Below are 20811 nucleotides of genomic sequence, written 5' to 3' on the forward strand. Positions count from 1 at the left end.
GGGCGTCCTGTTGTCGGGTATCAGGCGGCGTGCTCGGCCAGCAGCGCTTCCTTGCGCGCGGTCATGGGTTCCTGCAACGGTGCCAGGTCGACGTGCTGATGGATCAGCTTGGGAAACAGCTCCGTCTCCTCTTCCTCCATGTGGTGCGAGACGTACTCGGCCAGCACGGTGAATTTCGCGGCAAACAGATCGTCGCCCGGTTGCATGCCGGCGAGTTGCTGGATCAGCGCCTTGGCGGTGGCGTGCTCGACCACGGCTTCGTCGAGGAGATCCTTGAACGCTTCGCCGCCGTTGTCGCGCACGAATGGGTAGAACAGTTCTTCTTCCAGCTGCGTGTGCACGGTCAACTTTTCACACGCTTCGCGCACGATCTGCTCAGACGCGCCTTTGTCCTTCTCTTGCTGGAATGTCTTGAACAGCTTTTTCACCTCTCGATGATCGTCCAGCAGCATCGCCAGCACGGCGCGTTGCGCCACGGGGATTTCGGCTTTGTTCATGGGGCTCTCCGGTGTGGGGTGGGTGTGGATCGACGCCGTACCGTCGAGCAAGCGCCATGCCGTGCACGGCTGTGGAGTGGTTCGCGTCGGCAGGCAGGTTTTGTGCTGAGGGCAGTGGTTGCTCACGGGCTCGTACATGACTTGTGCGAGCGCCGCGCATTGTTCTTCACCTCAACTGATGGGAGGTATTGCCATGGCTATGGACTACACAACATCCGCAACCGGCCTGGGCGCAGGCACGAGCAGCACGGCCGGTGTGCGCATGCGCATCATCGGGCGCGCTGATCCAACATCGGCCGGCCCTGGGCCGGAACTCATGGCCGCCGACACGCTGGAGGGCAACCGCGTCGTCAACCTCACCGGCGACGACCTCGGCAAGATCACCGACGTGATGCTCGACGTGCAACGCGGGCGCATCGCCTATGCGGTGATGTCGGTGGGCGGTTTTCTTGGCATTGGCGACAAGCTCTTTGCCGTGCCGTGGAGCGCCATGTCGCTCGATGTGGATCGCAAGTGCTTTGTGCTCGATGCCAACAAGGAGCGTCTGGACGCGGCCCCCGGCTTCGACAAGGACCATTGGCCCACGATGGCCGACCCGACCTGGGCCGAGTCCGTGCACGAGTACTACGGCTCACGCCCGTACTGGGAGGAATACTGAGCGGCAGGCACGTTGTTCGCGTGCGTGTGATCAACCCGGCTTAAGACAGGAGGCCATTATGGAAAAGGGTAAGAAGGAAAAGAACCCGACTGCACACAAGCGCGAAGACCTCGTTGAAAAGGCCGTGGAAGACACCTTCCCGGCCAGCGACCCGCCTTCTACAGGGGGCATCACGCGCGTGGTGGATAAGGACAAGGACACTGACGCGCACAACGACAAGCGCAACCGCAACAGCAACCATCGCTAAGCTCCACGCCCGCATCGCCCGAATCTCCGGGGCATGCGGGCGGTTTTCAGTCTCTGGACACCCCTCTTGCGCCGTGACGGCCACATGCGCATGCGGCATGCGCGCGCGGCGCACATCACGTAAAGTGGCGGGCACTCGAACCCTATAGAGACACGCACGCCATGGATTTCCTGCAATCGCTGCTGGCCCCGCGCCTGCAAAACGTTGAAACCTCCGCCATCCGCGAACTCTTCAAGGTGCTCGGCAAGCCGGGCCTGATTTCGTTTGCCGGCGGCTTTCCCGATTCCGCCCTGTTCGACGTCGAAGGCCTGAAGGCCGCCGCCGACAGCGCACTCGCCAACGACGCCGCCCGCGCGCTGCAATACGGCGCCACTGAGGGGTTCGAACCGCTGCGCGAGGCCATTGTCGATCTGATGAAGGTGCGCGGCGCCGCCATCGCCAACACCGACATCCTCGTCACCACCGGTTCGCAGCAAGGGCTCGACCTGCTGGGCAAGGTGCTGATCGGCGAAGGCGACACCGTGCTGACCGAAGCGCCCACCTTCCTCGCCGCCATCCAGGCCTTCAAGCTGTACGGCGCCAAGGTGGCCGGCGTGCCGACCGATGCAGACGGTCTGGACATCGATGCGTTGGAGAAGACGCTCGCCACCGCGCGTCCCAAGTTCCTCTACGTCATCCCCAACTTCGGCAACCCGAGCGGCGCGCTGATGAGCCTGGAGCGCCGCAAGCGCCTGCTGGACGTGGCCGTGCGCCACAACCTGCTGCTGGTGGAGGACGACCCCTACGGCGAGCTGTATTTCGACGCGCCCCCGCCGCCGTCGCTGTACGCGCTTTCGCAACAGACCGACGGCGCACAGGGCCGTGTGATCTATCTGGGCAGCCTGTCGAAGGTGCTGGCGCCGGGCCTGCGCGTGGGCTGGATGATCGCGTCGCAGCCGGTGCTGGGCAACGCCGTCATGGTCAAGCAGTTTGCCGACGCGCACACCTCCACGTTTGCACAGGCCACGGCCGCGGCCTACCTGCGCAGCAACCGCTTGGACACCGTGCTGCCGCGCACGCGTGCGGCCTACGCCGAACGCGCCCACGCCATGGCCAACGGCCTGCGTGCACTGCTGCCCGAGAGCGAACTGACCTTCAACCGCCCGCGCGGCGGCATGTTCCTGTGGGGCGCGCTGCCAGGCCGCAATGCCGCAGACGTCGCCAAGGTGGCCATCGAGCGTGGCGTGGCCTTCGTGCCGGGCGCGGCGTTCTACCCGGTGGATCCGGACCGCTCGACGCTGCGCCTGTCGTACGCCACCTCGTCGCTCGCGCAGGTGGAGGAGGGCGTGCGCAAGCTGGCCGGCGCCATTGGCGAGTTCAAGCTCGGCTGATCGCGGCCGCAGGCGGCGGTGGCCAAGATGCCCGCTGACGCGCAGCAAGACCCGGCACTGCTGCGCCGCCTGCTGCGCGCCAAAGACCGCATGGACGCCGCCTCGCACGAGGCCTGGCCCGTCAAGCGACTGGCCGAGGTGAGCGGCGTGTCGGAGGCGCATTTCGCGCGCTCGTTCAAGCAGGCCTTCGGCATTCCGCCGCACCGCTACCTGCTCACGCGCCGCATCGAGCAGGCCGCCACCCTCCTGCGCGACACCGACCTCCCCATCATCGAAATCGCCTACGCCACCGGCTGGGAAAGCCTCGGCACCTTCGGCCGCATCTTTCGGGACATCACCGGCCAGAGCCCCAGCGCCCTGCGCCGCGAGGCCCAGGCCACCGCACCGCAGCAACAACTCGACCGCGTGCCCGCCTGTGTCTTGAAGGCGGCGCAGCGGCCCGACCTCATCACAGCAGTTTCGGAGAAGCGCCGGCAGTTGGCCGAGGGTACAAATCCGTCACCCATCAACAACAAGGAGCGGTGATGAGCCAAGGGATCAACGTCGTCGGGCTGTACGTGGACGATCAGGATGCAGCGCTGGCGTTCTATGTCGACAAGCTGGGCTTTCGCGTCCATACGGACGTCCGCAACGGCCCGTATCGATGGCTGACGGTGCAGCATCCGGAGCAGCCGTCATTCCAGCTCGGCCTGTTCCAGCCGGGGCCACCCATCCATGACGAAGCCACCGCGCAGACGCTGCGCGCCATGGTCGCCAAGGGCGCGATGCCGCCGCTGGTGCTGACCGTGGCCGACTGCCGCGCCAGCTACGCGCAACTGCGCGGGCGCGGCGTGGAGTTCACGCAGGAACCGGTTGAGCGCTTCGGCAGCGTCGATGCCGGTTTCCGCGACCCGGCCGGCAACGGCTGGAAGATGATCCAGGCCGCCGGAGGTGCAAAGTGAGCGCCCGCAACGGAATCCGCCAGTTTCACCGCTGGGTGTCGATGGCCTTCACGCTCACGGTCATCGCCAACTTTGTCGCGATGACGCGGGGTACGCCGCCTGCATGGATCACCTATGCGCCGCTGCTGCCGCTGGCGCTGTTGCTGATCACGGGGCTGGTCATGTTTGTGCTGCCGTACTTGGACCGGCGCAACGCACGGCGTGCCGCTTCGAGCCCCAACGCCATCTCAAACACGGCCGTCTGAGCACTGACCGCCGAGCTTCGGGCTCGGAACGTCAGGCATTTTTCTCGGAATGTCGAACTCAGAGCTCAGAGCGTCGAGCTTTTTTCTCCACACGCCGAGTTCAGAACTCGGAGCGCCGAGCTTTTTTCTCGACACGTCGAGCTCAGAACTCGGAGCGCCGATCTCTTTTCTCGACACGTCGAGCTCGGAACTCGGAGCGTTGAGCTTTTTTCTCGACATGTCGAGCTCAGAACTCGGAGCGTCGAGCTTTTTTCTCGGCTGGTCGAGCTTGGAACTCCGAACGTGGAGTTTTTTTTCTCCACACGCCGAGTTCAGAACCCGAAACACGAGGCCGATCCCGCCGGCTCTCAATGCGCGACGGACGTGGCCGGCTGTTCAGTGGCCTGCGCAGGCTCATGCCGCCCACCCCGCCGCCACAGCACCACCGCCACCACATGGCACCCCGCCGCCGCCCACCCCAGCATGCCCGGGCCGCCGTGGGCCAGTGCCAGCGCGCCCACGCTCGACCCCAGCGCGATCCCCGCATAGACCGCTGACGCATGCAGCGACAGCGTGATCGGCGACACATCGGGCGCCAGGCGGATCAGCCGCGTGGCCTGGGCCGGGCCAAATCCCCAGCCCGCCATGCCCCACAACACGACCGCGCCGATGGCGATGGCGCCTGCTGTGGCCCCGTGCAGCACCTGCGCTGACAGCGAGAGCACCGAGAACGCCAGCACGATGCCTGCGCTGCTCACGGCCAGCACGCGTGCCACGCCTGCGCGGTCCGTCATGTGGCCGCCCAGCCCAGTGCCCAGCGCGGCAAAGCTGCCGACCAGGAACAGCACGATGCCCACGTGCTGCGGTGCAAAGCCCAGCCCCTGCACAAAGAACGGTGCGACATACGTGTAGAACGTGAAGCCGCCCGCCGCCCACAGCGCCGATACCGCCAGCGCGCCCAGCATGCCGGGCCGGCGCGCCACGCTCAGGCGTTGTGCCAGCGTGGTCACGCTGTGCGGCAGGGCGCGCGGCAGACCGAAGGCGAGGCCCGCCGTGGCCAGTGCCGACAACACACCGCACGCCATGAACGTCGAACGCCAGTCGCCCTGCGCGGCAATCCACGCGCCAAGCGGCACGCCCAGCGCCACCGCCACCGTGCCACCGCCCGTGATGATGGCCAGCGCCGAGCCGCTGCGCGCCGCCGGCACCAGCGAGGTCGCCACCGCATTCGCTGTCGGCAGGAACACGCCGGCCGCCAGCGCTAGCAGCACCCGTGCCGCCATCAACTGCCCGAAGCCGTGCGCACCGGCCGCCAGCAGGTTGCCCGCCGCAAAGATCGCCAGCGCGCCGATCAGCACGCGGCGCCGGTCGACGTTGCCGAGCAGCGTCGCCATCACCGGCGAGCCCACGGCATACGTCACGGCAAACACGGTGACGAGCTGCCCGGCCGCGGGCACGCTCACGCCCAGGTCGGCGGCGAGCACCGGCAACAGGCCGGCAATCATGAATCCTTCGGTGCCGATGGCGAACGCGCCCAGGCACAACCACCACAGCGATGCCGGCATGGTCGGCTCCTGTCAGAAGAGAAAGCGGAAGAAGGGGCGGAGCGTGGGGCTCCGCAGGGATCAGCGCGCGGCGGTATCGGCGGTCTGGCCGAACAGTACGCTGCGCTCGTCGTCGGAGATGTCTTCGCGGCGGCGCGAGTAGGCACGCTCGACACCGGCGTAGGCACGTTCCGTCGCCGGGCGGGCGCCGACGGCTTCGAACCAGCGCTGCAGGTGCGGGAAGTCGTTCAGATCCTGCCCGTGCCCGGCGTGCGGCACGATCCACGGGTAGGCCGCGATGTCGGCGATGGTGTAGTCGTTGCCGGCAATGTACGGGCGATCGGCCAGGCGGCGGTCGAGCACGCCGTACAGGCGGTTGGTCTCTTTGGTGTAGCGGTCGATGGCGTAGGGCACGCGCTCGGGGGCGTACACGTTGAAGTGGCCGATCTGCCCGGCCATCGGGCCCAGGCCGCCCACCTGCCAGAACAGCCACTTGAGCACTTCCATGCGGCCGTGCAGGTCGGTGGGCAGTAGTTGGCCGGTCTTCTCGGCCAGATAGAGCAGCATGGCGCCCGATTCGAACAGCACCACAGGCTCGGTACCCTCGGCCGGGTCATGGTCGACCAGGGCCGGGATCTTGTTGTTGGGCGAAATGGCCAGGAACGCGGGCTTGAACTGGTCCCCCCGGCTGATATCGACGGGGATGACGCGGTGCGGTAAGCCGGTTTCGGCAAAGAACAGCGCCATCTTCAGGCCGTTGGGCGTGGCGCAGTAGTAGAGGTCGATCATGGCGGGGCCCTCGTGTTCTGTCATGTTGGTTGACAGATTATGCGTGCGAGTGGCCTTTGGTAATCGCCAAAAATGGGAAATTTCAGGTGGCCACTTGGCGGCCCAAGGTGACCACTCAGTGCTGCTCAGTGTCCGCGCGCCTGCGCGGGCTCCGGGGTTTCGCACGAGCGTGCGTACCACTCCCAGGCGGCAGTGCCGCACAGCACGCCCGTCGCCAGGGCGGACATCACCAGCGCAGGCAGATCGCCCGCCAGCAGCCAGGCGCCGGCCAGTACCACCAGCCCCACCGCGTGCGCCGGACGCGGGCGCCCGAAGATCGCCCACTTGAAGAGCAGGTTGCCGAGCAGATACAGCATCGCGCTGCCCATCACGGCCAGCGCGGTCCCCGCATGGGCGTGGCCCACGGGGTGCGCCAGCACAAACTCATCGGCCACCGCGCCAACGATGATGCCCGCCACCAGCACCACGTGGATGTAGGTGTAGGCCAGGCGCGCCAGCCGGCCTGGGTCAGCCGAGTGCGAGATGGTCTGCGCACCGCGCTCGGCAATCGTGTCGAAGTACAGCCACCACATCGCCAGGCTGCCGATGAACGACATCGCCATCGCGGCAATGTTGGCGGCGTTCCATTCGAGCCCGGCAAACGTCGAGCCCGTTACCAGCACCGATTCACCCAGCGCGATGATGATGAACAGCGAACAGCGTTCGGCCATGTGGCCGCCTTCCACGTTCCAGTCGTCGGTGGTGGAGCGGCCGATGCCGGGCGTGTAGAAGCCCGTGGAGGGGCCGAGCCACTCGATGGCCAGCGCGGTGGTCCAGCACACCCAGCGCACGGGTACGTCCGACAGCCCGCCCACCAGCCACAGCACCGCCGAGACGCCGAGCCACACGCCGATGCGCTGGAAGTTGCGCCGCATGGCCAGCGATTCGCCGCGCACGGCCCACAGGAAGAACAGCGTGCGCCCGAACTGCATGAAGACGTAGGCCAGCGCAAACGCCAGTCCGCGCGAGCCAAACGCCTGCGGCAGCGACGCCGAGAGCAGCAGCCCCGCCGTCATCAGCACGAGCATCAGCATGCGGATGGCGAGCTTCTCGGGGTCGAGCCAGTTGGTCACCCACGAGGTGAAGATCCACACCCACCACACCGCCAGCATCAGCAGCAGCGCCTGCGCGCCGCCCTCAAGCGTGAAGTTGCCGATCAGCAGGTGCGAGAGCTGCGTCACCGCGAACACGAACACGAGGTCGAAGAACAGCTCGATGTTCGTGACGCGGTGGTGGCCGTGCGCGCCAGCCGTGGTGGTTGGTGCGGGACGGAGGTAGCTGCGGGGCATGGGAAGGGGAAAAGCGGAGGGGCCGTGATCAGGCTTGCATGCCCAGCGTGAGCGTGCCGGCACCCACCATGACCGCACCGCCGGTGTAGCCGAAGCGGCGTTGCGCGGCCACGCTGGTCAGGCGCTTGGCGAGCAGTTTGGCGGCCAGCGCGTACATGGATGCGTTGGCGGCTGCCAAGATCACGAAGGTCGGCAGCAGGATTGCGCTCTGCGACAGGAAGGTCTGCTCGGCCGACATGAACTGCGGCACGAAGGCGACGAAGAAGACGATGCTCTTGGGGTTGAGCGCGGTGACCGTCCAGGCGGACAGGAAGCGCCGGCCAGCGGACTTTTGCTGCACGGGGATCGTGCTCTCAGGCGCATCGTCGCGCAGGCGGCGGGCAGAGAGGATGGACTTGATGCCCAGGTAGACGAGATACGAGCCGCCGATGAGCTTGAGCGCCGTGAAGGCCGTGGCCGATGCGGCAAGCAGGGCGCCCGCACCCGCCAGCGACACGGCCATCGCCGTAGTGTCGCCAGCGGCCACGCCCGCTACCGTGCTCCACGCCGAGCGGCCCCGGTTGGCCAGCGAATCACCGATTACCAGCAGGATGGTCGGGCCGGGAATCAGCAGGATGATGATGCTGGCGCCGATGAAGGCCAGCCAGGTTTGGAGGGTCATGGTGGGCTCTGTCTTTGTTGGAAATGGGCTGACAGTTATCCACGAAAAATTTGTGGCGTCAAACGGAGTGGTCTGATTTTCTTCGGGTTTGGTTTTGAGGTTGGGGGTTGCGTCCCTGGTTTCATCCCCTGCCGGGGCTGACTCACTTTCTTTGTCTTGCCAAAGAAAGTAAGCAAAGAAAGGCGCGCCCGAGATGGCGACTTCCCCTTGGATTTTTGTCACGGGGAGGGGAAGGAGCCAAACTCGCTGCGCTCAGACAAGGCTCCTTCCTTCTTCCTCCCCGCAACAAAAATCCAAGGCGCCATCAGGGGCAGGAAAGTCAAAGGCCAAACCATCGGTACGCTGGTCCCAACACGACAAGGCCAACCTTGCGACGGGTTGGCCTTTTGTCTTTTGATGTTGGGCCCTTGATGGCGCCTTGAATTTCTGTTGCAAGGAGGAAAAAGGGGGGAGGCCTGTCTGAGCGAAGCGAGTTTGCCTCCCCTCCCTCCTTGCGACATAAATTCAAGGAGTCTTTCGCCATCTCGGGCGCGCCTTTCTTTTGCTTACTTTTCTTTGGCAAGACAAAGAAAAGTGAGTCGGTCCCGGCAGGGAACGAAAGGGGGATGGACCACCAAGGCCAAAATCCAAAACCCAAAACAAAAACTACCCATGCCGCCGCGCAGCCAACCCCACCCCGCCCATCAACAACAGCGCTGCCAGCAACTCCAACCCATGCGGCCACCGCCCCTCATAAACAAACGCATACAACAACGCAAACACCGTCTCAAACACAATCAACTGCCCCGACAGCGTCAACGGCAGCTTGCGGCTGGCTGTATTCCACAGGCTATTGCCCAGCACAGACGCCCCAAGCGCCACGCCGGCATTCACGAGCCAGAACATCCACCAAGCCGATGCGGGCTGCGCTGAAGATGTCGCCATGCCCGGCACGAGGAACGCCGGCACGGCGAGGGCCAATGACAACGCCCCCGTCGCCACGCCCGTCAACAACGACCACTCCCGGCTGGTGAACTGCGGGTGCTTGCGCAAGTACCGCGCGTTGCACACTGCGTAGACCGTCCAACAGAGGAGCCCCCCCGCCGCCATCAGCAAGCCGATGAAGTACGTGCTGTCGCCCGCATCCGCATGCATGGCCGGCGCATCCAGATAGATGCACACCACGCCGGCAACCGCCAGTAGCAACGGCAAGGCCAATTGCCGCAGGGGCAAGCTTCCTCGTTCCGCTGCGCCGGCCAGGCTGACCGTCACCGGCAACAGCCCGACGATGAGCGACGCCGGCGCGACGCCCGCCCGCTGCACACCCCCCGCCACGCACAGGTAGTAAAGAATGTTGCCCGGCAGCGATAACAGCAGCAGCGCTACCCAATCGCGCCGCGTCGTCTTGCGCCACAGCGTGCGCCACACGGGCAGCGCCAGCACCAGCGACAGCACGCCATACAACACATACCGCGCGGCCGAGAGCGCCAGCGGCGAGAACTGCGGCAGCATCTTCGGCGCCAAAAAGATGATCCCCCATAGCGCGCCAGCCGTGACGCCGCATCCCAACCCGACGAGTTGATCGCGCCCGTTGTGCTGTGGGTGGTGGAGGTGGGTTGCGGCAGCGTCGCCAACAGCCATGAGAAGTCCGGTCGAGTGGGTCAATCGAACCGGCACTGTGCGTGTGCAGGCGCGGTGCGTCTTGGTGAAGACGGCCGCGCGTTGGCAAAAACGGAAACGGGAAGGATAGGGTCTGTTGACATCTAAACGCCCGCCCGTTGACCCGAGCAGGGGCCAGATGCGCGAAGGACGCCGCAGCAAAGGGTCATTCCCTTTGCAAGGCGTGCCGACAAAGCAGATGGCCCCTGATCCCGAAGGGCAAGGAGCAGAAAGGCCGCATGGCGGTGTTGCGGCCGGCTTGCTTAGCTGGCTAAGCGGCGCCGTCCACGCCTAGCCCTGCGGCCTTTCTACTCCTTGCGGGCGGGCGTTTAGATGTCAACAGATCCTAGCTGCGCCGCACGGCGGCCGGCGTGATGCCGTGCGCGGCCTTGAGGTGGCGTGTGAGGGCGCTTTGGTCGTAGTAGCCGGTGCGCGCGGCAATCTCGGCGATGGGCAGGGCGGTGGTTTCGAGCAGCGTCAGCGCGTGGCGCAAGCGGACTTCGGCCAGGCGCGCATGCAGCGTGGTGCCATACGCGGCGCGAAAGAGCGTCGCCAGGCGTCGCGCACTGACACCCACGTCGGCGGCGAGTACTTCCACAGTGAGCGGCTCGGCGTAGCGGTGTTCGATGGCGTGCCACGCGCGCTCGGCACGGGCATCGGGGCGGGTGCGCAGTTGCGTTGGCTGGTTGGCCGGATGCGCCGCCAGTGTTGCCAGCGCCAGGGATGACCACGCATTCGCCAACACCGTATCGACGATGGGCGCGTCTTGCAGCCACGTGGTCAACGCACGTAGTCCGGGTGTGAGCGGAAAGAACACGCGATCCGCCAGGCCGCCCAGGCTGGGTGCGTCCACGGTTTGGCCCGGGATGTCGAACACGATGAAGCGGTTGGCGCCCGTGGCTTCAAACGCGTGCGTGGCACTGGCGGGGATGAGCGCGGCGTGGTGCGTGTCGACGCGGCCGCCGCGGCCGTCCACGTCCATCTCCAGGATGCCGCGCGCGGGCATCACGACCTGCATGTAGTCGTGTGCGTGCGGAGGCGCGGCGAGGCCGTAGGTGCGGAAGTCCAGCATCGGCGCAGGATACACCCGCTGCCGTGCAAAAAAATACCCGGCCACAGGGTCATCCCGCGCCGGGTTTTGAACTTTCACGGAAAGAGGCTCCGTGAGAAGAGGAACGCGCATATCGTGCATCGCGCGCGTGACAGCGGCATGTCAGCGGCGGGCGGTCATTCCTCCCGAATCGTCACCTTGTTTGGGTAGAACGCGAGATAGCTGCCGACCTCCCGCGCAACGGGCTTGGGGCTTTCGTATGTCCAGACGGCGTTTTCCGCGCGCTCGCCATCGGCGACGATGGTGTAGTACGACGCGTCGCCCTTGTACGGGCAGTGCGTGTGGTGTTGCGTGCGCTCCAGGAGGTTCATCTGCACGTCATCGCGCGGGATGTACTGCACCGGCGGCAGCGATGCCTCGCGCAGCGTGCGGGCCATGCGCGTGTTGGCGATGGTGTAGCCGTTGAACGTCACCGTCACGCGGCGCGGGTTCGCTTCGACGGTGATGGGGTGGTTCGGGTCGACATCGAGATCGGGCATGCGGCACTCCTGCAGTGGGCGAAAGGATGCCTTTCACTCTAGCAAGCGCCGCACTCGACGTCCGATCGGCGGGGTTACCAGTGCGTTTCCGATTCCGGCGTGGAGGATACGCGGTGGATTGCCAGGTCCGCGCCCATGAATTCGGCCTCGCGGTCCAGCCGCAGGCCCACCAGTTTGCGCAACGTGCCGTACACCACCGTGCCGCCGATCAGCGCGATGACGATGCCACCGGCTGTGCCCACGATCTGCGCCCAGAACGACACCCCACCCAGTCCGCCCAGCGCCTTCAACCCGAAGATGCCGGCCGCGATGCCGCCCCATGCGCCGCACAGACCGTGCAGGGGCCATACGCCGAGCACGTCGTCGATGCGCCAGACGTTCTGCACGCGGGTGAACATCCATACGAACAGCACGCCGGCAATGCCGCCGGTGGCCAGTGCGCCCAGCGGATGCATCACGTCGGAGCCGGCGCACACCGCCACCAGGCCGGCGAGCGGGCCGTTGTACGAGAAGCCGGGGTCGTTCTTGCCCATCCACCAGGCGGTGAGCGTGCCGCCCACCATGGCCATCAGCGAGTTGATGGCGACCAGGCCGCTCATCTTGTCCAGCGTCTGCGCGCTCATCACGTTAAAGCCGAACCAACCCACCGCCAGCACCCAGGCACCGGCCGCCAGGAAGGGAATGTTTGACGGCGGATGCGCGGCGATGCGGCCGTCGTCCTTGTAGCGGCCATGGCGCGCGCCCAGCAGCAGCACCGCCGGCAGGGCGATCCAGCCGCCCACCGCGTGCACCACCACCGAGCCGGCAAAGTCGTGAAACTCCGCGCCCGTCACGGCCTGCAGCCAGCGCTGAATGCCGAAGCGCTCGTTCCACGCAATGCCTTCGAAGAACGGGTAGACGAAGCCGACCAGCACGAAGGTCGCCGCCAGTTGCGGCTCAAAGCGCGAGCGCTCGGCAATGCCGCCCGAAATGATGGCCGGGATGGCCGCCGCGAAGGTGAGCAGGAAGAAGAACTTCACCAGCTCGTAGCCGTTCTGCTGCGCGAGCACGTCTGCGCCGGCGAAGAAGTTCACGCCATATGCCACGGCATAGCCGATGAAGAAGTACGCGATGGTCGACACGGCAAAGTCGACCAGGATCTTGACCAGCGCATTGACCTGGTTCTTCTTGCGGACGGTGCCCAGCTCGAGGAACGCGAAGCCGGCATGCATTGCCAGCACCATGATCGCGCCCAGCAGAATGAAGAGCGCGTCGCCCCCGGTTTTGATGGTGTTCATTGCGGTTGTCGTGCGGGTGGATGGGTCGCGCCATCTGGGTGCAGTGCACGCCCCTCAATGACGCAAAAGGCGCCGACAGACGCAAAAACCGTTCCAACTGTGTGCAAAGTCGTGGCGTGACGCACCACCGGCGTGCGTGTTGCCGTTGTTGCGAGCAGCCGCGACATGTGCGCCCATATTTGGGGCGCAAGCGCTTTTATTTGGTGCGATAGGGCGGCGAGAATGCGCCGTGATGGTGCGGTGAACGCCTATGGCTTTGGCGCCGATACGGAGAGCGAACTGGCCACCGTGTTCCACAGGGCCTCGTAGCGCTGGCGCACGGCGCTGGCCTGCTCGGGCGAGGTGGCCGGCGATTGCATGTGCAGCATCACCAATGCGCCTTCGGTGGGCACGATGATGACGCGGCCCACCAGCGTATTGCCGCCAGCGCGCGCCACCCGTGGGCCGGGCGACTCACCGATATACGTGGCCCAGACGCCCGGACGGCCCCCGAACGACTGCGTGCCCCAACTGACAAGCCGGCATGGCACGGCCACCGCCTGGCGGACGGCATCGCGCATCCAGCGTGGCTCGCGGGTGTCGGGCACGGTTTCGGGCTCGCCCTCGGTGGGGCGCACGATCAGTTCGATGCGCGAGAGCCCCGAGCCGCCTTGGTTGGCCCACGCGCCAATGGCCACGCGGGCCGGGTCCGGCTTGCGCGGTGTGGTGGGCGGCACGCGCTCCCACGAGAACGGCAGCCGCAGCGCCAGGTTCGCGCCACGCGCGTTCGGCCAGTCCGCCAGCGTGAGGGTTTGCGTAAAGCGGCTGGCCAGCTCATCGGCCGGGCGCTCGTCATACACGACGGCCAGCAGGGCTTGTAGGGTCGGGCGGTCTTGGGCCCCCTGGGCGCGTGCTATCACGCGCTCGGCCAGGGCGTGCGCGGTCTGCTCCGTTTGCGTGGCGGTCACCACGCTGGGTTGGTGGAGGTCGAGCGCGCGCTCAATCAGCAATTGGCGCTCGTCATCCGTGAGCGGAATGCCGGCGATCAGGCGGCGGGTGCGTACCAGCGCCTGCGGAAACGTGTTGTCGAACTGGGTGCGGGCGCGGATCAGCTCTTCGCGCTGCGCAGGAAAGCGCTGGATGGCACGGTCAAGCGCCTGTGTCTGTGCCGTCAGGAAACCAAGCACGCTGATCAGCCCCGGGATGGCGCCAGGCGTGTAGTCCCACGCCAGCGCGTGGCCAGACCACGCCAGCAAGGCGATCAGACACCAGCGCTTCGTGGCGCGGCTTGGCATTGGAATGTCCCCCTCCGGCCGTCCCGTTTCCGGCCAAAGCAAGACTGTAGCGATTTGTATCGATTGTGTGCAAGCCGGGGGTTGCACCGAGATGGCCCCGCGTGTTGGTTGGGGCGACCCGGGCGGGGAATGACTTATTTGAAGGAGTAGCCCACGGTCACCATGAACCCGCTAGTCCAGAACAGCTGGACCTCCGTGCGGAACTGGCCGGCCTTGTAGCCCAGCGCCGGCAGGATGCCCGGCGAGAAGCCCTTGTAGTTCAGGGGCACCTTGTTCTGGTACTCGCCCTTATAGCCGTGCAGGATGCCGCCGGTCAGCTTGCCGTAAAAGTTAGTGTTGCCCAGGTTCCACAGGTAGCCGCCGTACACCAGCTGCGTCGGCTGGCCGAACGAGTTCTGGAACACCGCGCCACCCACCAGCCAGCCGTTGTCGCGGCGCCATTCGACACCCAGCAGCGGCGAGTATTTGATGTAGTGATCGTCGCGGCTGTAATGCATGTTGTACACGCTCGCCTGGACGGAGATTTCATCGCCGGGTTCGAAGATGTCGGCCAGCGCCGGAGATGCGCCCGCCAAAAGCGCCGCGCCAATGGCGACGCCGCGAAGCCTCGTGATCAAAGCAGAAGAGTGAGTCATGTGTCATCGACACGCCCGGGCGCAATCGCCGCTTGGCCCTTGCATGGGGCCGACGTGAATTCCTGTGATTTGTGTGATGAGAATGTTGCGCGAAGTTGGCCGACGTTTCCGTCAGAACGGTCCGAAAAATAAGAATCGGCTTACACGGCGGGGCAGGATGTGGGGCGAGTTGACGTTTAGGTCAGCCCCGAAAATACTGTCTGTTCGACTTGCTGACCGGCACGCCGCGTCCTGTGCGGCCTAAAACACATCCAGCGCCGGCGCCCACTTAACCAAGGTGGAGACATGACCGATCTTTCCGCAGCCCGCGCGGCTGACCCGACCCCCGCCACTGAGCCGGCGCCGGTGCGCAACAAGGTGCGGTTCGTGACGGCCGCCTCGCTGTTCGACGGGCATGACGCGTCGATCAACATCATGCGGCGCATCCTGCAATCCATGGGCTGCGAGGTGATCCACCTCGGGCACAACCGATCCGTGGATGAGGTGGTCAACGCCGCGCTGCAGGAAGACGTGCAGGGCATTGCCGTGTCGAGCTACCAGGGCGGCCACGTCGAATACTTCAAGTACATGATCGACGCGCTGCGCGCACGCGGCGGCGAGCACATTCAGGTGTTCGGCGGCGGCGGCGGGGTGATCGTGCCAACCGAGATTCGCGAGCTGCAGGACTACGGCGTCGCGCGCATCTACAGCCCCGAAGACGGCCAGCGCATGGGCCTGGCCGGCATGATTGCCGACATGGTGCGGCGCTGCGATATTGACCTCTCCACCTATGCACCGACCACGCTGGAGCTGGTGGCCAACGGCGACCGCCGCGCGCTCGCGCAACTGATTACGGCGTTGGAATCGGGCCGTATTGATCCGGCATTGCGCGCGGCAGTGCATGCCGCTGCGGTAACGACATCCACACCGGTGGTCGGCATCACGGGCACGGGCGGTGCGGGCAAGTCATCGCTCACCGATGAGCTGATCCGCCGCTTCCGGCTCGATCAGCAAGACCGGCTGCGCATCGCCGTCATCTCGATCGACCCATCACGGCGCAAGTCGGGCGGGGCGCTGCTGGGCGATCGCATCCGCATGAACGCGATCAACCATCCGAATATCTTCGTGCGCTCGCTGGCCACGCGCGAGGCGAGCAGCGAGATTTCCGAAGCGCTGCCCGATGCGATTGCCGCGTGCCGTGCAGCGGGCTTCGACCTGATCATCGTGGAGACCTCCGGCATTGGGCAGGGCGACGCGGCCATCGTGCCGCACGTCGACCTGTCGCTGTATGTGATGACGCCCGAGTTTGGGGCCGCCAGCCAGCTTGAGAAGATCGACATGCTGGACTTTGCCGACCTGGTGGCGATCAACAAGTTCGACCGCAAGGGCGCGCAGGACGCATGGCGCGATGTCGCCAAGCAAGTGCAGCGCAACCGCGAGCAATGGCACGCCCGGCCCGAAGACATGCCGGTGTTCGGCACGCAGGCCTCGCACTTCAACGATGACGGCGTGATGGCGCTGTACCACGCACTGGCAGATCGCCTGACGGAGCGTGGCATGGCGCTCACTGAACGCACGCTGCCGCGTCCGGCCGGTCATTGCTCCACCAGCCACGACGCGATCGTGCCGCCCGCACGCGTCCGCTATCTGGCGGAACTGGCCGATACCGTTCGCGGCTATCACCGCCGCGTGCAGATGCAAAGCTGCCTCGCGCGCGAGCGTCAGCAATTGCAGGCCAGCCGGCTCATGCTGGAGCGTGCGGGTGCGAGCGTGCAGACGCTCTCCGCGCTCGACAAGCAAGCCGCCGAGCGCGATGCGCAACTCGGTGCCACCGAACGCAAGCTGCTCGCCATGTGGCCCGACCTGCGCCGCGCGTATTCCGGCGAAGAGTACGTCGTCAAAATCCGCGACAAGGAAATCCGTACCGCGCTCACGCACACCACGCTTTCCGGCACCGTCATCCGCAAGGTCGTGCTGCCGCCGTACGAAGACGACGGCGAAGTGCTGCGCTGGCTGATGCGCGAGAACGTGCCGGGCAGCTTTCCGTACACCGCCGGCGTGTTCGCCTTCAAACGCGAGAACGAAGACCCGACACGCATGTTCGCCGGCGAGGGCGATGCCTTCCGCACCAACCGCCGCTTCAAGCTCGTCAGCGAGGGCATGGAAGCCAAGCGGCTTTCCACGGCGTTCGACTCCGTCACGCTCTACGGCGAAGACCCGGCCGTACGCCCGGACATCTACGGCAAGGTCGGTAACTCGGGCGTGTCGATCGCCACGCTCGACGACATGGAGGTGCTGTACGACGGCTTTGACCTGACCAGCCCGAATACGTCGGTCTCCATGACGATCAACGGCCCCGCACCGACGATCCTGGCGATGTTCATGAACACCGCCATCGACCAGAACCTTGCCAAGTTCCGCGCCGACAACCAGCGCGAGCCCACCGCCGACGAGGAGGCGAAGATCCGCGCGTGGGTGCTGCAGAACGTGCGCGGCACGGTGCAGGCCGACATCCTCAAGGAGGATCAAGGGCAGAACACCTGCATCTTCTCGACCGAGTTTTCGCTCAAGGTGATGGGCGACATCCAGGAATATTTTGTGCACCAGCAGGTGCGCAATTTCTACTCGGTGTCGATCTCGGGGTACCACATTGCCGAGGCCGGCGCTAACCCGATCTCGCAACTGGCATTCACGCTCGCCAACGGCTTCACCTATGTGGAGGCCTATCTCGCGCGTGGGATGCACATTGATGATTTCGCGCCCAACCTGTCGTTCTTCTTCTCCAACGGCATGGACCCGGAATACAACGTGCTCGGCCGCGTCGCCCGCCGCATCTGGGCGGTGACGATGCGCGACAAGTACGGCGCGAATGAGCGCAGCCAGAAGTTGAAGTACCACGTGCAGACGTCGGGGCGGTCACTGCATGCGCAGGAGATCGCCTTCAACGACATCCGCACGACGCTGCAGGCGCTCATCGCCATCTACGACAACTGCAACAGCCTGCACACGAATGCCTACGACGAGGCCATCACCACGCCCACGGCGGAATCGGTGCGGCGTGCGCTGGCCATCCAGCTCATCATCAACCGGGAGTGGGGGCTGGCCAAGTGCGAGAACCCGAATCAGGGCAGCTTCATCATCGATGAGTTGACTGATCTCGTGGAAGAAGCCGTGTTGCAGGAGTTCGAGCGCATTGCCGAGCGCGGCGGCGTGTTGGGGGCGATGGAGACGGGCTATCAGCGCGGCAAGATTCAGGAAGAGTCGATGCTGTATGAGCAGCGCAAGCATGATGGCTCGCTGCCGATCATTGGGGTGAACACGTTTCGCAACCCGGAGGCGGAGAACGTTGCGCCGCCGCATATTGAGCTTGCGCGCTCAAGCGAGGAAGAGAAGCAGAGCCAGCTTGCGCGCTTGCATGACTTTCATGCGCGGCATGCTGCGGAATCGCCGGCTATGCTGCAGCGCCTGCAGCGGGCGGTGATTGAGGATCAGAACGTGTTTGCGGTGTTGATGGATGCGGTGCGCGTCTGCTCGCTCGGGCAGATCACGCATGCACTGTTTGAGGTGGGTGGCCAGTACCGCCGCAACATGTAGCCGCGTCGTGTGTGCTCACGCGTGCGTGGCGTGCGCGACCCACGCCGGTAGCGCACCATGCCCCCCGCGCGGCGCACCCCACACCTGGCGGGCCGCCGCTGTCACGCTGTCGATGAGCGGTACGGGAACGTGGGGTTGCAGACGCTGTGCCACGCCAGCGAGCCCGGCACCACCCAGCACGATGGCCTCCACCGGCTGGCGGCGCAGCATCGTTGTGCACGCGCCCAGCAGAATCTGCTCCGCTGCGTCTGGCGCCGCATATAGCGCAGCGCCGTCGAGTTCTACGGTATGGATGTCGCGCACGGTGTGGCCGTGTTCCAGCGTGGGTAGCAAGCGCTCCAGAATCGGCCCCCAGGCATGTCCACCCGTTATGACCGCACAAGTGCCGTACGTGGCCGCTTCCATCAATGCAGCTTCCGCGAGGCCGGTGACGGGGCAGGGCGCCACCTCGCGCAGCGCGAAGAGCCCCGGGTCGCCAAAGCAGCCGATGATGGCAGCGTCGGGCGCTGGTTGCTGCTGCGTCGTCGCCCATGCGTCGAGCGCCGCATGCGTGGCCACGGCATAGCCGACTTCGGTGGCGATATACGGCGCGCCAAAGCGGGCGGTGATGGATTCCACAATCACATCACTCGGCAACGCGGCTTGCACGTAGCGGGCGAGCGTCTGCGTGAGTGCGGCCGTGGTGTTCGGGTTGATCAGCAACAGCCGGCGCGAGCCAGCCGATTCAGGAGCCATGGCCATTCGCGTGTGCTCAGTCAACACGCCCTGCGCTCTGGCGGCGGCGCAACCGCACGATGGCGAGCATCGTCAGCCCCATCACCACGAACGACACCACGGTGGTGAGCGTGCCCAGCGCGTAGATGGCCGGCGTGGTGACGGTGGTCGTCAGCCCCTGCAGTTCGAGCGGCAGCGTGTTGACGTCGCCAATGGCCTGCGAGGTGCGCGCAATCTCATCCCAACTGAGCGTGAAGCCGAACATGCCCACGCCGATGAGCGATGGGGCGATCAACGGCAACACGACATGGCGGAAGGTCTGCCAAGGCGTGGCACCCAGGTCGCGCGCGGCTTCCTCATAGGCAGGGTTGAAGCGGTTGAAGACGGCAAACATGATGAGCAGGCCGAACGGCAGCGTCCACGTCAGGTGCGCGCCGAGTGCGGAGGTCCACAGGCCGAGCGACGATCCAAAGCTGTCGGCCTGATCGCCCATGCCCAAGGCGGTGAGCAGCGCCTTGATGCCCGTGTCGACCAACCGAAACTGCAGGCCGATGCCAAGCGACACCACGATCGACGGCATGATCAGGCTGGCCACGGTCACGTAGAACAGCGTGCCGCCACCACGCAGCCGCTTGCGAAACGCGAGCGCCGCCAGCAGCGAAAGCCCCATGGTTAGCGCCATCACCACCGCACCGAGTGCCAGCGAGCGCCGGAATGCCGCGCCGATGTCGACCACGCCCAGGCCCTCGGCAAGCTGTCGATACCAATGCAGCGACAACCCGTTCATCGGAAACGTCAGCCCGCCGTCTGGCCCCTGAAAGCTGAGCGCGAAGATCGTCAGCATCGGGCCGTAGAGAAACAGCACGAACAGCGCGAAGAGGCACGCCAGCGGCCAGAAGCCCGGGGCGCGTGGTTCACGAAAACGTGGGCGCATGTCAGAGCTCCTTGCGGATGTCGACCACGCGGGTCAGGCCCCAGATGATCATCAGCACCGTCAGCAGCAGCACCACGGCATTGGCCGCCGCCAGCGGGAACTGCAGGTACGACGTCTGCACCTGGATCATCTTGCCGACGGAGGCGATCTGCTGGCCGCCCATCACGCCCACGGTCACGAAATCGCCCATCACGATGGTGAGGATGAAGATGGAGCCGATCAGAATGCCGCTGCGCGAGAGCGGCACGATCACGTACCACAGCGCTTGCCACGCGCTGGCGCCGGCATCGCGCGCAGCTTCGAGCAAGGCGCGGTCGATGCGCATCATCGAATTGAAGATCGGCACGATCATGAACATGGTGTAGAGGTGCACGTAGGCCAGCAGCACCGAGAAGTTGGAGTACAGCAACCAGTCCTGCGGCTGGTTGATCAGGTGCATGGCCTGTAGCGTCTGGTTGACGAGGCCGTTGCGGCCCAGCAGCGGAATCCACGAAATCATGCGGATCACGTTGGACGTCCAGAACGGCACCGTGCACACCACGAACAGCAGTGTCTGCACCGCAGCCGATCGCACGTGAAACGCCAGGAAATACGCCAGCGCAAAGCCCAGCACCAGCGTCAGTGCCCAGGTGGCCAGCGCAAAGCGCAGCGTCGACAGATACGTCGATGCCGTCACGCACAAGTCCCCATATTCATTGAGATGGCCGCAGCCTTCCCACAGCTTGGCGTAGTTGCGCAAGGTGAAGGTTGGCAGCAGCGCGTACTCGTTGAAATCCCAGAAGCTGACCATCGCGACCAGCCCCAGCGGGATGAGGAAGAACACGACGAACACCGCCGCAAACGGCAGCGCCTGCAGGCCCGGACGCAAGGTACCGGCAGCGGTTGGAGTGGGCGGTGTGGTGGGTGTCATGACGATG

The 20811-nt window shown here is 65.5% G+C and carries 21 protein-coding genes; 7 read left to right on the forward strand and 14 right to left on the reverse strand.

Annotated elements, in window-relative coordinates; translation table 11 throughout:
- Positions 1-20 precede the first annotated feature (20 nt).
- Positions 21-497 (reverse strand): hemerythrin domain-containing protein, encoded by a 477-nt coding sequence (locus tag ACN9M1_RS00610; RefSeq protein WP_426396490.1) that lies wholly within the window; start codon positions 495-497, stop codon positions 21-23.
- A gap of 262 nt (positions 498-759) precedes the next feature.
- On the opposite strand from ACN9M1_RS00610, the gene ACN9M1_RS00615 reads away from it, so the two are divergent.
- The 6 genes from ACN9M1_RS00615 (at position 760) to ACN9M1_RS00640 (ending at position 3958) form a co-directional block, all read left to right on the forward strand.
- A complete protein-coding gene (locus tag ACN9M1_RS00615; protein WP_426398899.1) occupies positions 760-1155 on the forward strand; it encodes a PRC-barrel domain-containing protein in 396 nt (131 codons plus the stop codon).
- Between the two features lie 58 nt (positions 1156-1213).
- Positions 1214-1402: a hypothetical protein gene (locus ACN9M1_RS00620; RefSeq protein WP_426396492.1), complete on the forward strand. Its 189-nt coding sequence runs from the start codon at positions 1214-1216 to the stop codon at positions 1400-1402.
- Positions 1403-1563: 161 nt separating this feature from the next.
- Positions 1564-2772: a PLP-dependent aminotransferase family protein gene (locus tag ACN9M1_RS00625; RefSeq protein WP_426396494.1), complete on the forward strand. Its 1209-nt coding sequence runs from the start codon at positions 1564-1566 to the stop codon at positions 2770-2772.
- Positions 2773-2799: 27 nt separating this feature from the next.
- Positions 2800-3297: a helix-turn-helix domain-containing protein gene (locus ACN9M1_RS00630; protein ID WP_426396496.1), complete on the forward strand. Its 498-nt coding sequence runs from the start codon at positions 2800-2802 to the stop codon at positions 3295-3297.
- Positions 3297-3713 (forward strand): VOC family protein, encoded by a 417-nt coding sequence (locus ACN9M1_RS00635; protein ID WP_426396498.1) that lies wholly within the window; start codon positions 3297-3299, stop codon positions 3711-3713. Before ACN9M1_RS00630 ends, ACN9M1_RS00635 begins: the two co-directional genes overlap by 1 nt.
- A complete protein-coding gene (locus tag ACN9M1_RS00640; RefSeq protein WP_426396500.1) occupies positions 3710-3958 on the forward strand; it encodes a hypothetical protein in 249 nt (82 codons plus the stop codon). The genes ACN9M1_RS00635 and ACN9M1_RS00640 overlap by 4 nt, the downstream gene beginning before the upstream one ends.
- 347 nt (positions 3959-4305) lie before the next feature.
- Here the strand turns inward: ACN9M1_RS00640 and ACN9M1_RS00645 are convergent, their stop codons facing one another.
- The 10 genes from ACN9M1_RS00645 to ACN9M1_RS00690 form a co-directional block, all read right to left on the reverse strand.
- Positions 4306-5502, reverse strand: coding sequence for an MFS transporter (locus ACN9M1_RS00645; protein ID WP_426396501.1), 1197 nt, complete (start codon positions 5500-5502; stop codon positions 4306-4308).
- 60 nt (positions 5503-5562) lie between these two features.
- A complete protein-coding gene (locus tag ACN9M1_RS00650) occupies positions 5563-6270 on the reverse strand; it encodes a glutathione binding-like protein (RefSeq protein WP_426398900.1) in 708 nt (235 codons plus the stop codon).
- A 125-nt stretch (positions 6271-6395) separates the two neighbouring features.
- On the reverse strand, positions 6396-7598 hold the full coding sequence (locus tag ACN9M1_RS00655) for a low temperature requirement protein A (RefSeq protein WP_426396503.1): 1203 nt from the start codon (positions 7596-7598) through the stop codon (positions 6396-6398).
- A gap of 28 nt (positions 7599-7626) precedes the next feature.
- Positions 7627-8259 (reverse strand): LysE family translocator, encoded by a 633-nt coding sequence (locus tag ACN9M1_RS00660; protein ID WP_426396505.1) that lies wholly within the window; start codon positions 8257-8259, stop codon positions 7627-7629.
- A 645-nt stretch (positions 8260-8904) separates the two neighbouring features.
- A complete protein-coding gene (locus tag ACN9M1_RS00665) occupies positions 8905-9879 on the reverse strand; it encodes a DMT family transporter (protein WP_426396507.1) in 975 nt (324 codons plus the stop codon).
- Between the two features lie 364 nt (positions 9880-10243).
- Entirely contained in the window at positions 10244-10969 is a 726-nt protein-coding gene (locus ACN9M1_RS00670) for a helix-turn-helix domain-containing protein (RefSeq protein ID WP_426398901.1), read from the reverse strand.
- Positions 10970-11124: 155 nt separating this feature from the next.
- Positions 11125-11487, reverse strand: a complete 363-nt coding sequence (locus ACN9M1_RS00675) for a DUF427 domain-containing protein (RefSeq protein WP_426396509.1) — start codon at positions 11485-11487, stop codon at positions 11125-11127.
- Positions 11488-11561: 74 nt separating this feature from the next.
- Positions 11562-12764 (reverse strand): ammonium transporter, encoded by a 1203-nt coding sequence (locus ACN9M1_RS00680; RefSeq protein ID WP_426396511.1) that lies wholly within the window; start codon positions 12762-12764, stop codon positions 11562-11564.
- Between the two features lie 248 nt (positions 12765-13012).
- Positions 13013-14038, reverse strand: a complete 1026-nt coding sequence (locus ACN9M1_RS00685; protein ID WP_426396513.1) for a hypothetical protein — start codon at positions 14036-14038, stop codon at positions 13013-13015.
- 134 nt (positions 14039-14172) lie between these two features.
- Positions 14173-14673 (reverse strand): sn-glycerol-3-phosphate transporter, encoded by a 501-nt coding sequence (locus ACN9M1_RS00690; RefSeq protein WP_426396515.1) that lies wholly within the window; start codon positions 14671-14673, stop codon positions 14173-14175.
- A 285-nt stretch (positions 14674-14958) separates the two neighbouring features.
- Between ACN9M1_RS00690 and icmF the strand changes: the two genes are divergently transcribed.
- A complete protein-coding gene (gene icmF / locus ACN9M1_RS00695) occupies positions 14959-18246 on the forward strand; it encodes a fused isobutyryl-CoA mutase/GTPase IcmF (protein WP_426396517.1) in 3288 nt (1095 codons plus the stop codon).
- Positions 18247-18261: 15 nt separating this feature from the next.
- Here icmF and ACN9M1_RS00700 read toward each other — a convergent pair whose 3' ends face one another.
- From ACN9M1_RS00700 to ACN9M1_RS00710, 3 genes are read right to left on the reverse strand one after another with little or no spacing between them, the layout of a single operon-like run.
- The gene (locus tag ACN9M1_RS00700; protein ID WP_426396519.1) at positions 18262-18981 is read right to left on the reverse strand and encodes an aspartate/glutamate racemase family protein; all 720 of its coding nucleotides are present in this window, start codon (positions 18979-18981) and stop codon (positions 18262-18264) included.
- A gap of 16 nt (positions 18982-18997) precedes the next feature.
- Entirely contained in the window at positions 18998-19894 is an 897-nt protein-coding gene (locus ACN9M1_RS00705) for an ABC transporter permease (protein WP_426396520.1), read from the reverse strand.
- Position 19895: 1 nt separating this feature from the next.
- Complete coding sequence (locus ACN9M1_RS00710) at positions 19896-20804, reverse strand: ABC transporter permease (protein WP_426396522.1); 909 nt, start codon at positions 20802-20804, stop codon at positions 19896-19898.
- Positions 20805-20811 lie beyond the last annotated feature (7 nt).

Origin of the sequence: Ralstonia sp. R-29, from assembly GCF_049913345.1 — a bacterium.
Taxonomy (GTDB): Bacteria; Pseudomonadota; Gammaproteobacteria; order Burkholderiales; family Burkholderiaceae; genus Ralstonia.